This window comes from Acinetobacter sp. RG5 (assembly GCF_031844265.1).
Lineage (GTDB): Bacteria > Pseudomonadota > Gammaproteobacteria > Pseudomonadales > Moraxellaceae > Acinetobacter.
The window spans coordinates 39,857-52,395 of the sequence record NZ_JAUZUV010000017.1; the positions used below are offsets into that span (position 1 = coordinate 39,857).

Sequence of the window (12,539 nt, forward strand, 5' to 3'; positions counted from 1 at the left end):
TTATATCGGTACTAATGAGAGGGGATGGGCGGTGATTAAGAATATTTTAATTGATCTGGATGGGACATTAACCGATCCGAAAGTGGGGATTACGACGTCTGCACGCTATGGTCTGGAAAAGATCGGTCATCCGATTAGTGACGAGATCAATATCGACTGGATTATTGGTCCGCCCTTAAAAGCCTCGCTTGCCAAAATTTTAAATGTTGAGGCCGATCATGTTCTGGCTGAACAGGCCTTGATGGGTTATCGGGAGCGCTTTGCAGTCAAGGGTCTCTATGAAAATCATGTTTTTGAGGGTGTAGCAGAAACGCTGGCAGAACTGAAACGCCGTGGTTATCGCTTGTTTGTTGCTACAGCAAAACCGACAGTGTATGCCAAACAGATTCTGGAACATTTTGATCTGGCCCAGTATTTTACCGACATTTATGGTAGTGAGCTGAATGGCGAGCGAACCAATAAAGCTGAGCTGATTCAGTATATTTTAGAGCAGCAAAAATTACAGGCCGATCAATGCCTGATGGTGGGTGACCGTGAGCATGACATTTTTGGTGCCCGTCAAAATGGTATTGATACTATTGCGGTAAATTATGGTTATGGTAGTCAGGAAGAGTTAGCACTGGCACAGCCTAAATATCAAATAGACCGCTTTAATCAGTTGCTAGATTATTTTAAATAAACCCTAATTTTTGCTTATTTTATTTGAGCTGATTTTTAGAGATATTTTGTCTATAAGCTGCTACATCTATACAGATCAACTCTCTTATTAGATTGTTATCTCAATAAAAATCCCGCAGCGTGCGGGATTTTTGCTCTTGGATGAACATTTAAAGCGTCAAAAACCAGGTCGATGCCAGCACCACCATAATGATGATCACCAGTAAAATGTTGATGATCGTCATTCGATGTTGGGGGGGAACTCTGGCTTTGGTCAGAGCATTTCCTGCATGGTCAAACAGGATGACATTTTGCACGCTACTTTCATAACCGAGTTCGAGTAACGCGCGCTTTTCAACTTCGGTTAAACCGTCTTCAGGCAGATCCATGATTTGCAGGAATGCTATAGAGCTAAATAGTTTCTTCATCATTGAGGAGGGTAACAGCTGTTTCAGCGTCACCGCCGCTGCATCAAAGTCGGCAATAATACTCCGCGGATGGACATAAGACACATCGGGTAGCAGAGTATGCGTAATCGTGCCATCTATATTCATCAGCTGCATTTTATCTTTATAGATTTGCACCCATACAGCATCTGGAAATTTCACTAATTGATCTTGCAGCATGGAGAAAGTCTGATTTTGCTGATATTTAGTCATTAAATAATCGATAAACAAATCCCGCATCAAGACGGGATTTGTAAGGTTCGGTTATTTGGCAGGAGCACCATATTCATTGTTTTGTTGCTTGGTTTCAGTTGCCCACCACCAGATCAGTACCAGTATACCAATCACGGTAAGCGTCAGTAATTGCCACCAACCAGAGCGCCCTACATCATGCAAGCGACGCGCGCCAACGGCCAGACTTGGGACTAGAAGTGCCAGATTGAGCAGGCTATTCACCAGCGGTTTAGTGCCTAAAACTGTATCAATTACCTCAGCAATAATGCCTAAAATTACACAAAACAGCATAAAGAACCAAAATTCTTTACGGCGTGCGCGGCCGGAAAAGTTTGCATAGTTGGTCAGACATTTTACAAACCAGTCAATGCTGCTGTAATTTTCCTCGGCTTGATCCAGATTTGAATATTTGCCGAGCTGACTGGAAATTTTTTCTCCCAGATAAATAGAACTGCCTAAAGCTAAATAAACCTCAGATGCTTCCCCCGCGGTATTGACGATAAAATCGACCCGATCACCGCGTGAAGGTGGACGCTCACTACGCCAGTCTGCGCCATTAAAGCTATAGCGCTGATTATCATCCCCCGAGATAAAACCGGTATTGTGTTGAATAGAAAAATCAAGGATTGAACCTTTCATGCTTGTTCTCGTCTATTAAGCTAGATTATTTTTTTAAAGCGACGCAATTTCTTATCAGAATAACTTTAGCATAATCTAATTTTTAAAAATTCATAGGGGAATGGCGGAAATTTTCTTATGTTTTTAAAAGCCTTATCGCAATAGTGATTCAGTATTCAATCAACAAAAAATATGGCGTTGCATGCTTTGAAATGAAGAATATTAAACATTAATGGCGCTGACTTATCGCTGAACTTATTATAAGAAATTAAAGCTAAATCTATCTGATGAATATCAAATTTTTCTTTGGAACTATAGTTTGATGTTGTTAAATTTAATATGATGATAAACAGATACTTATAAATTTTAAATTTACAAAAAGCATATAATAATACTAATAAATATAACATTTTATTCATACTTTTTATCTATTAGTAACGATTTTTTAAAATCAACAGGCGTATAATAAAAAGCTTCATATTGTGATGAAGGTATCACATTCAATGTATCTCTCCCCATTATCGAAGGCCGTTTACCTTTGCTGTGCCTCTTTCATCTTAACCACGACCACTGTGCATGCTGAAGCTGCTTTCAGTTCGGAAAGCCCGTGGATGCTCGGTGACTGGAACGGGCAACGTACAGCACTCCAAAATCAGGGCTATGATTTCAGTTTTGGTTATACGGGTGAAATGGCAAGCCTGATTGATGCGCAAAGATCTTCAAGCCATAGAACTGAATATGCGGACCAGTTTGTTTTTGGGGCACATCTGGATCTGGCAAAGATTGCAGGCTGGCAAGATACCGAAGCGCAAATTACTGTCACCCAGCGTAATGGTCAGTCACTGTCTCAAAGCACTGCTGCTTTAAACGACCATCTGAGTTCAGTGCAAGAGGTCTGGGGCCGTGGTCAAACCTGGCGTCTGACTGATTTATGGATCAAGAAAAAATTCCTGGAACAAAAACTGGATGTGAAAGTCGGACGCTTTGGTGAGGGTGAAGACTTCAATAGTTTTGACTGTGATTTCCAGAATCTGGCCCTATGCGGTTCACAAGTCGGGAACTGGGTTGGCGATCAGTGGTACAACTGGCCGGTAAGCCAATGGGCAGCCCGGGTCAAATACAACATTAACCCTGAATTTTATGCCCAGATCGGTGCTTATGAATACAACCCTGAGAATCTGGAACGTGGCAAAGGATTTAACCTGAGCACGGACGGCTCCAAAGGGGCAATGCTTCCTGCAGAAGTGGTCTGGACGCCTAAACTGGGCACACAAAAATTGCCAGGTGAATACCGCGCCGGTTATTACTACAGCACGGCGGAAGCTGAAGTCATTTCCAATCCAGATCAAACCGATCATCACCATGGTGGCTGGATCGTTGCCAAGCAACAATTAACTGCACATGACGGAGATGCTTCGCGTGGTTTGACCGGCTTTATAAATGCGACAGTGCATGACTCCAAAACCAATAATGTCAGTGATATGCAAAATATCGGGCTGGTTTATAAGGGTGCAATCGATTCACGCCCTCAAGATGAAATCGCATTTGGTATTGCACGTATCAACATGAATGACGATGTCAGTGCTGACCGTTATCAAGAAATCGATGCAGAAATTTATTATGGCTTACATGCCACCAACTGGCTCACTATTCGCCCGAATGTGCAATATGTGCGTCACGTCGGTGCGGACAAAGACGGTGAAAATGTATGGGTGGGCGGAATCAAGTTTAATACGTCATTTTAAAATATAGTTTTTAGTTGCAAATACACTATTGAATCTCTAGGTGCTTTGTTGCAGTAATGGGCAATGCCTGCTTAAGACATTGATGTATTTATAACTCAGAATTTAACAATAAGGGTGCTCATGCGTGTCATGTGCATGGACTTTCAAAAAAACTTTTATAGGTGTTCAATATGAATACTTCATCATCAGGTTCAGTACTGAAAACAATTTTAGCGGTCATTGCCGCTGTTTTCGGTATAGGACTGCTGATTGGAGGGATTTATCTTGCAGTGCTGGGTGGGTCTTGGTACTACATCATTGCAGGTATTCTCTTTATTGCGACCGCAGTTCTCTTGTATAAACGAAAAAGTGCTGCACTCCTTGTTTATGCCATATTCGTTTTGGCGACAGTGGTGTGGGGGCTGTGGGAAGTCGGTTCAGATTTCTTTGCACTTGCGCCGCGTTTAGATATTTTAGGGCTGTTTGGTCTGGCCCTGCTGATTCCGGCTACCACACGTGGCTTTGATCATGCTAAAACCGCGAAAATTGCCTTGGGTGCTTCATTAGCCATTACCATCGCTGTCATGATTTATGCTGTATTTAATGACCCGCAAGAAATTCGCGGTGAATTAAAATCCCAGCAGCCTGCAACTCACCAGCCAATTCCCGGTGTGGCAGATGAAGACTGGCCTGCTTATGGTCGTACCCAGTCCGGTTTACGGTATTCACCGTTAAAGCAGATTAATACTGAAAATGTCAAAGATTTGCAGGTGGCTTGGGAATATCACACGGGCGAATTCAAGACTGAAAATGACTCGGGTGAAACCACCAATCAGGTTACCCCAATCAAGGTGGGTGACAACATGTACATCTGTACCACTCACCAGAAATTGACTGCGCTTGATCCGGCAACAGGTAAGGCGAAATGGACCTATGATCCAAAGCTGAAAGCTGATCATACCTATCAGCATTTAACCTGTCGTGGCGTGTCTTATTATGATGTCAACAATACGGCTGGTTTTGAAAGCAGTCTCGCTGCGAAAAAAAGCAGCTCTGCTGAATGTCCACAAAAAGTCATTTTACCGGTCAATGATGGGCGTTTAGTGGCGGTCAATGCGACCACCGGTAAAGTCTGTTCTGATTTTGGTAAAAATGGCGAAGTCGATCTGCAAAAAGATATGCCATTCCCATATCCGGGCGGTTATATTCCAACCTCACCGCCTGTAGTAACCGGCACCACCATTATTATTGCGGGTTCAACTACCGACAACTATTCAACTGAAGAACCATCGGGTGTGATCCGTGGTTATGATGTCAATACCGGTGAACTGCTTTGGGTATTTGACACAGGCGCTGAAGATCCGAATTTGATTCCTGCACCGGGTCAAAAATTTGTACATAATTCACCTAATGCATGGGCACCTTTGGCCTATGATGCAGAGCTGGATATCGTCTACGTACCAACGGGTGTCGGTACACCGGATATTTATGGTGGTCACCGGACTGAGCTGGACGAGCGTTATGCCAACTCGATGCTGGCCTTGAATGCGACGACCGGCAAACTGGTATGGAACTTCCAGACTACCCATCACGATTTGTGGGATATGGACGTACCTTCACAGCCGACATTGACCGAGATCAAAGATAAAAACGGGAATATGATTCCGGCTATTTATGTCTTGACCAAAACCGGGAATGCTTTTGTGCTGGATCGTCGTAATGGTAAAGCCATTGTACCGATTACCGAGAAACCGGTACCGCAATCTGTGAAGCGTGGACCTCAAACCAAAGGCGAGTTCTATTCTAAAACTCAACCGTTCTCTGATTTTAATCTGGCGCCACAAGAGAAATTGACCGATAAACAGATGTGGGGTGCGACCATGTTCGACCAGTTGGTCTGCCGTGTTGCGTTCCACAAATTGAATTACGATGGCATTTATACCCCACCTTCTGAAAATGGGACGCTGGTCTTCCCGGGTAACCTGGGTGTGTTTGAATGGGGCGGTATGTCGGTGAATCCGGACCGTCAAATTGCACTGACCAACCCGATTGGCCTGCCATTTGTATCAAAACTGATTCCTCAAGATCCGAACCGTCCTAAGACGGCTAAAGGTGCAGGCACAGAAGCCGGCGTTCAACCGATGTATGGCGTGCCTTATGGCGTTGAAATCAGTGCGTTCCTGTCTCCGTTTGGGCTGCCGTGTAAACAGCCATCATGGGGCTTTGTTGCAGGTGTGGACTTAAATACTCATGAAGTGGCCTGGAAACGCCGTATCGGTACCATTCGTGACAGTATGCCAGGCATTCCATTGCCGCCATTCAAAATGGGTGTGCCGATGCTGGGTGGACCTATTTCAACTGCGGGCAACGTGATGTTTGTGGGTGGAACTCAAGATAACTACATCCGTGCCATTAACGTGAACAACGGTGATGAACTATGGAAAGGTCGTCTACCTGCAGGTGGTCAGGCTACACCAATGACCTATGAAGCCAATGGCAAGCAGTATGTGGTCATTATGGCAGGTGGTCATGGTTCCTTTGGCACCAAAATGGGCGACTCTCTGGTGGCTTATGCCTTGCCAGACAATAAATAGTTGAACCTCTAATTAAGTATGAAGAAGCCTGATTCGTCAGGCTTTTTTATTATGTATTGTTGAATGCCTACATCGAGTTTTAAGGACACAGAGAAATGATGTTGATTTGTTGCTGAAAGATCAATTTCATTCAGATCACATTAAAATAATATTCTTTGTATATGGCTGATTTTCAGTGCTATTCAGATAAAGGATTAATCAAGTCTGAATTTACCGAACACAGAATTTTAAGCTCAAAGTTTTTCTATCCATTGAGCGAACTATATGTCATCGAATCAGTACATTTATTTGGTATCGATGTTTAAAACAAAATGAATTGAATCATGAGATGTACGCCATCTCGATAAGGTATTTGCCGCATTAAACCACTTTCAAATAAGGCCTGTCATTTATGTATCAAAGCCCGAAACTTCCATTTGTGAGATCGACCTTGTCCTGCCTGATTGCTTGCGCAGGTCAGAATATTTATGCAGAAAATGACACACAAGAAGTCCAAAGGTTAGACACGATTGTCATTCAAGCGACCCGTACCGATCGGGAGCGATTGACCACACCGGCGTCAGTGTATTATCTGAATCAAGAACAAGATAACAGCATGAATGTGAACCTTTCGGAAACATTAAAAGGTGTTCCAGGATTACAGTTAAATAATCGTGAAAACTATGCCCAGGACCTGCAAATTTCGATGCGAGGCTTTGGCGCACGCTCCAGTTTCGGTGTGCGTGGTGTGCGTTTATATGTGGATGGAATCCCTGCAACGATGCCGGATGGGCAGGGACAAACCTCGAATATTGATTTGAACAGTCTGGACCATATTGAGGTTTTAGGTGGTGGATTTTCCTCGCTGTATGGCAACTCTTCCGGGGGGACGATTTTAACCACCACGCGAGAGGGGCAAGGCGCTGACTCAATTGAACTGGGGCATTCTGCAGGGAGCCAGAATAAAGGGCAGACCAAGCTGGTTTTGCAAGGCGGTTCAGAGAATGCTTCAGAGCCAAGCTATGTCATTAGCTCGTCTTATTTTGATACCAATGGTTACCGTGACAACAGCAGTGCACATAAAGTTCTGAATAATGCCAAGCTGACTTGGGATCTGGAAGATGGTAGTAAAATTAACTGGGTCAATAACTACGTCAAAATTGAAGCAGATGATCCAGGTGGTTTAACTCGTCCACAATGGGAAGTCAATCCGAAGCAAGTGGTTGGTAATGTCACCAAATACAATGCTCGTAAAGAAATTGAGCAGGTGCAAACTGGCTTAACATGGAATAAGCCGATCAATGATCAGCATGAACTGTATGGCATGGCCTACTGGGGACAGCGCGCAGTCACGCAATATCAGTCGATCCCAAAGTGTGCATATGAAGAAAATACTGATATTTGTAAACCTAATACAGTTCAACTAGCCCGAAATCATCCCGGTGGTGTCATTGATTTTGACCGTAATTTTTATGGGACAGATTTACGCTGGACGGGTAAAGATATTCTACCAAATACTAAACTGATTGCAGGTGTCGCCGTAGATGCCATGACCGAAGACCGTAAAGGCTATCAAAACTTTTTAGATGATCGCTTGGGAGTCAAAGGCGAACTGCGTCGAGATGAAGATAATACCCTGTGGAATTTAGATCCGTATTTGCAAGCTTCTTATCATTTTGCTCCCGATTGGACTTTAGATGCCGGCCTGCGCTATAGCAATGTACATTTCAAGTCTAAAGACAAGTTTCTGGCGAATGGCAATAATTCGGGTAAAACCGATTATCAGAAATTACTACCTTCACTGGCTCTAAGTTGGCAAATTCTACCTGAACTGATGGCCTATACCAGCTATGCCCAAGGCTTTGAAACTCCAACTTTTACCGAAATGGCTTATCCAGCGGATGGTAGTAGCCGCACATTTAATCTAAAAGCAGCAGAAAGTGAAACCTATGAGATGGGGTTGAAGTCTGCAAATACATTAGGTGATTTTACTGTTGCAGTTTTTCAGACCCAAACTAAAAATGACATTGTCTCGGCAGGAAGTGAGGGAGGACGTGCGACTTTCCGAAACGCAGATAAAACTTTAAGAGAAGGTATTGAACTCTCCTGGAACAAAAACCTTTGGCGTGACCTCACTGCACAGGCCAGCTATAGCTATATAGATGCTACTTTTGATGCTGACATTCCCGCAATCGGTACGGTTGCTGCTATTGCAGCCGGAAACTATATTCCGGGGATTGCCAAAAATCAGGCATTTTTAAGTCTGGGCTGGAAGCCTGAAAGTGGCTTACATGCAGGACTCGATGTGCGTTACTCCGATAAGATTTATGTGAATGACTTGAATTCGGATGCTGCACCAAGCTACACAGTCGCTGGTGCCAATGTAGGTTATCACTGGAAAATGCAAGATTGGGCGGTGAATACTTTTGCGCGTGTCGATAACCTGTTTGATAAAGATTATTCTGGTTCGGTGATTGTCAATGAAAGTAATAGCCGTTTCTTTGAGCCGGCAGAAGGGCGGAACTGGAGCGCTGGTCTGAGTGTGACAAAAGAATTTTAATTGAAATGATTTAGGGCTGTTAAATTTTCAAAATAAAAAATCCCGTTTCCTGAGCGGGATTTTTAATATTTAAGTTTTGAAAAGTTGATCAGAGGATTTGAGATAAAACTAGATCTTTTGCTGATTTACCCGTTTCGATAATTCCTCGGCACTTTCGACTCGTTCAGAATATCGATTGTTGAGATCAGCAGACTGAACTTGGTGTAAGATTGTGTCGACCATCAGAAGTTGTTTTAGATATTATTTCGGCTCCGCAGCGCGCAGCTTTTAGCAAGGAAAATGGGGAAATGATTATTGATGAAGCAGGGAATCGGTTGAAATAAATTTCAGAATTTAAGCAGATCAATCAGATCATAAAAAAGCCACCGCAGGGGTGGCTTTTTATTTAAAGTTAAAATGACAGATATCGTGTCATTTTTGTGGATTCAATCATAAAGTGAAATTTTTTAACTTCTATCTTTGTTTAATAATTAGCGACTTAGAGCAGAAAGCATAATTTTAAAATATATTTATTTAAGTAAAATCTAAAGAATAAATTGAAATAAAATACAATTTATAAACCATAAAATGAAATTTTTATAAATTCAATAAATGAAACACTACATTGATTGATCATGATCAAAAAAAATCTTATTAAATCAATTAATTAATAATTAATAAGGGGTTTTGGGGTGAGTTGATGTTGAGTTAGAAACGTTATACTGGGTGGGGTGATTTAATCAAAAATGCTACATAGCAATTAGATATGTTTTGCTATTTGAGTTACTACAGATAAGATTAACGTGCATGTTTACGAGGCCTAATTTAAATACAAATAAACTGTCTCTGATAAACCTAGCCCAGTTCAAAATTCTGTTTCAATAATATTGCTAGATACGGAAGAACTTATTATGCTGATCTAGGCACAATATAGTATTTTGGTTTATATAATCATTTCCAAGAAATTTAATTTTGTCTTTAAGTACAGCGACTACATATTGCCCATTAATTTCATTTGCTAGACTAAATAAAGTTTCTATTTGGTTGGCATGAATATCCTCAATACTATCGTGTAGAACAAATTGAGGGAACAAAAGGCCAACTTCATTTATAAATGAAATATATGCTAAATCAAATGCAGCAACTTGCCCCTTTTTCTTACCACCACCAACGTTTCCGCTGATATTGGCTATTTTAAATTTGTAATACTCATCGCTATCTTTCTTTTCATATGAAAATATATATTCCTCTTCATAGAGCTTTTTAGAATACTTAGAAAAAAAAGTATTGAATACAGTAACTTTCTCATTAAAGTCAGCAATGTATCTTTCAATTTTTCCGTTGATTTCTTCTAAATTTGTAGAAATTTTTTGTAATTGCTCAGTCGTTTCATTAATTTTTTGTAGAGAAGCTTCTAATCCACCTTTTTGTTCAAGAAGTCTGTTCAATTCCAGGCGCATAACCTCTAAATCATTCAATGTTCCACTGTTACTGAGGGCTTGCAATAAACTACTTTCTTCAAATAATGCTTTATCTAGATCTTTTTGGAGTTCATTTCTATCTTGTTTCAATTTTGAAAGATATTTTTCGATGAAATTTACTTTATTTTCAACCATTTTTGAGTGAAAATTTAGTACATCATCAAATTTCTTCTGCAAATTTGGTAAATAGATAGCTGCATCATCATAGAAATTTTGAACATAATCAGAATCAATTTCATTAGATGATTCAGTGAGTTCTTCGATCGTTTGTTGGTTGAGATCTATACGTAGATCTACTTCTGATATACTCGTTGAGAGTTTAGATATTTTAGATTTGATTTGTCTAATATTTTCAAGCTCATGATGATAAGCATCACTTAGGCGAAATTCATTGATCTTTATTTCTTCGGATACAATATTTCCATTAACAACATTCAGCATTTGCTCAATTACATTTTTTGAATGAGGTTTTTCATAAACAGATAATCTTTTTTCATAGTCTTTTTGTTCCCTAGATAAGCTGCTTTTGTTAGAAAAAAGAGTAGGTTCTGGAAATCCAAATAAAAACAAAAAAATCGGTTCATATTCACGAGGAGAGGTAGATTTGTGCAAATACATAATTGTATTTGACATTTTTGAGGCATCACTACGTATAAATTTGGGAACTAATTGTCTTAATGATGGTTTTGACGCTTTGTTTTTAAAAATTAACTCAGATAACTTTTCTCTATACTTTGTGATTGAGCTAATTTCTTCATCATTTATTTTATAATATTTCTCACCCTCTATAATAAGATTTCTTTCAAGAATTATATTAGTATTATTTCTCAGAGTTAGCTCAAGCTGTGCTGAAACTTGATTATTTTGGACGAAGTTGTAGACCTCTGTATTATATTCAGTTTTGAACTCTGGATCAGTATGGTAATCCTCCCATAAATAACCGAAGTTAAAAGTAGAGGTTAAGCAGCCATTAGAGGTGGCCTTCCTTTGTTTGCTTGGTGTGGTCTTTTATGGTTGTAATGCCACAGCCAGTTTGTTGCATAATCTTGTACTTCATCCAAAGTATCAAATAAATGTTTGCTCAGCCAACTATAACGTATAGTCCGATTATAGCGTTCAATATACGCATTCTGCTGTGGTTTACCTGGTTGAATATATTCAATACGAATACCTTGTTCAGTTGCCCAGCGTACAAATTCGTGACTGATAAACTCCGGGCCATTGTCACACCGAATAACTAACGGTTTTTCTCGCCATTCCAATAACTGATTCAATGTGTGAATAACCCTGATCGTGGGTAATGAGAATTCTGCTTCAATAGTCAAACCTTCTCGACGGTAATCATCAATCACATTCAACAATCGGAACTTACGACTATCGATCAGCTGGTCATGCATAAAATCCAGTGACCAGACCTGATTTGCCCGGATCGGCTCTTTCAGTGGTTCTGGTGCATGCCGTTTTAGTCTTCTTCTCGGTTTAATGCGCAGATTCAGTGCTAACTCACAGTAAATGCGATAAACACGCTTATGATTCCAAACATGGTTTTCAACATGACGTAGATAAGAGAAACACAGACCAAAACCCCAATCTGTATTTTCTTCAGTGAGCTCAATGAGCTGTTCTGCAATTAATGTATTGTCATCGTTTAACTTGGATTGATAACGGTAGCAGGTTTCACTGATACTAAATCCTCGGCAAGCCAAACGAATGCTAATCGCATAGTGGGCAACTGCCTGTTGTGCCATCTTACGTCGGCAAGATGGCCTCACCCTTGCGCAGCAGTGCTGCTCATTGCCATCGCTTCCTGAATGATCTCTGCCTTTAAGCGTTCTTCAGCATACATCTTTTTAAGTCTGGTATTTTCTGCTTCCAGTTCTTTGAGTTTTGCCATTAATGATGTATCCATACCGCCATATTTGGCACGCCATTTATAGAAGGTCGCATTACTCATACCGTGTTCACGACAAAGGGCGGCTACAGGTGTGCCAGACTCCGCCTGTTTCAAAATGGACATGATCTGACTGTCAGTAAATTTAGATGTTTTCATGCAGAATCTCCTGCCTATACTTTAAGAGAAAATTCTACTTTTAGATCCTATTATTTTTAGGGGGGATTACCATTGAATTACCTCTATAATTTCTCTCTTTTGTTTGGAATAAGACTCAATTCTTCTTAAGTTTCCGATGCATTCTTTATAAAAATCATTAGGGTGTGTTGACACTTTTAGCTTAAAAAAATAGCGAAGTAGTAAAATCAAATCGCCG

Annotated in this window: 7 protein-coding genes and 3 pseudogenes; 5 read left to right on the plus strand and 5 right to left on the minus strand. The window is 40.7% G+C overall.

The window, feature by feature from the left end:
• Positions 1 to 31 precede the first annotated feature (31 nt).
• Positions 32 to 679, plus strand: coding sequence for an HAD family hydrolase (locus tag Q9R21_RS12500; protein WP_004645903.1), 648 nt, complete (start codon positions 32 to 34; stop codon positions 677 to 679).
• 148 nt (positions 680 to 827) lie between these two features.
• Here the strand turns inward: Q9R21_RS12500 and Q9R21_RS12505 are convergent, their stop codons facing one another.
• Both Q9R21_RS12505 and Q9R21_RS12510 read right to left on the minus strand, forming a co-directional pair.
• Positions 828 to 1,343, minus strand: coding sequence for a hypothetical protein (locus Q9R21_RS12505; RefSeq protein ID WP_311204611.1), 516 nt, complete (start codon positions 1,341 to 1,343; stop codon positions 828 to 830).
• A gap of 24 nt (positions 1,344 to 1,367) precedes the next feature.
• Positions 1,368 to 1,976, minus strand: a complete 609-nt coding sequence (locus tag Q9R21_RS12510; protein WP_005247920.1) for a DUF805 domain-containing protein — start codon at positions 1,974 to 1,976, stop codon at positions 1,368 to 1,370.
• Between the two features lie 482 nt (positions 1,977 to 2,458).
• On the opposite strand from Q9R21_RS12510, the gene Q9R21_RS12515 reads away from it, so the two are divergent.
• From Q9R21_RS12515 to Q9R21_RS12525, 3 genes are all read left to right on the plus strand, one after another.
• Positions 2,459 to 3,700, plus strand: coding sequence for a carbohydrate porin (locus Q9R21_RS12515; protein ID WP_311204612.1), 1,242 nt, complete (start codon positions 2,459 to 2,461; stop codon positions 3,698 to 3,700).
• Positions 3,701 to 3,870: 170 nt separating this feature from the next.
• The gene (locus Q9R21_RS12520; RefSeq protein ID WP_311204613.1) at positions 3,871 to 6,273 is read left to right on the plus strand and encodes a glucose/quinate/shikimate family membrane-bound PQQ-dependent dehydrogenase; all 2,403 of its coding nucleotides are present in this window, start codon (positions 3,871 to 3,873) and stop codon (positions 6,271 to 6,273) included.
• A 391-nt stretch (positions 6,274 to 6,664) separates the two neighbouring features.
• Positions 6,665 to 8,812 (plus strand): TonB-dependent receptor, encoded by a 2,148-nt coding sequence (locus Q9R21_RS12525; RefSeq protein WP_311204614.1) that lies wholly within the window; start codon positions 6,665 to 6,667, stop codon positions 8,810 to 8,812.
• Between the two features lie 108 nt (positions 8,813 to 8,920).
• On the opposite strand, the pseudogene Q9R21_RS12530 reads toward Q9R21_RS12525, so the two are convergent.
• Positions 8,921 to 9,025 (minus strand): annotated as a pseudogene (locus Q9R21_RS12530) (arsenical resistance protein ArsH); the annotation flags it as partial.
• Here Q9R21_RS12530 and Q9R21_RS12535 point away from each other — a divergent pair.
• Positions 9,004 to 9,135, plus strand: a pseudogene (locus Q9R21_RS12535) (arsenate reductase (glutaredoxin)); the annotation flags it as partial. The pseudogenes Q9R21_RS12530 and Q9R21_RS12535 sit on opposite strands and share 22 nt — an antisense overlap.
• Positions 9,136 to 9,681: 546 nt before the next feature.
• Here the strand turns inward: Q9R21_RS12535 and Q9R21_RS12540 are convergent.
• The gene (locus Q9R21_RS12540; RefSeq protein WP_311204615.1) at positions 9,682 to 10,905 is read right to left on the minus strand and encodes a DUF2326 domain-containing protein; all 1,224 of its coding nucleotides are present in this window, start codon (positions 10,903 to 10,905) and stop codon (positions 9,682 to 9,684) included.
• Positions 10,906 to 11,231: 326 nt separating this feature from the next.
• Positions 11,232 to 12,322: pseudogene (locus Q9R21_RS12545) on the minus strand (IS3 family transposase).
• Between the last annotated feature and the right edge of the window lie 217 nt (positions 12,323 to 12,539).

Coding starts and splice junctions, on each gene's coding strand:
- Q9R21_RS12505 (WP_311204611.1), bottom strand. CDS start 1,343: ATGCGGGATTTGTTTATCGATTATTTAATGACTAAATATCAGCAAAAT.
- Q9R21_RS12510 (WP_005247920.1), bottom strand. CDS start 1,976: ATGAAAGGTTCAATCCTTGATTTTTCTATTCAACACAATACCGGTTTT.
- Q9R21_RS12525 (WP_311204614.1), top strand. CDS start 6,665: ATGTATCAAAGCCCGAAACTTCCATTTGTGAGATCGACCTTGTCCTGC.
- Q9R21_RS12520 (WP_311204613.1), top strand. CDS start 3,871: ATGAATACTTCATCATCAGGTTCAGTACTGAAAACAATTTTAGCGGTC.
- Q9R21_RS12540 (WP_311204615.1), bottom strand. CDS start 10,905: ATGTCAAATACAATTATGTATTTGCACAAATCTACCTCTCCTCGTGAA.
- Q9R21_RS12515 (WP_311204612.1), top strand. CDS start 2,459: ATGTATCTCTCCCCATTATCGAAGGCCGTTTACCTTTGCTGTGCCTCT.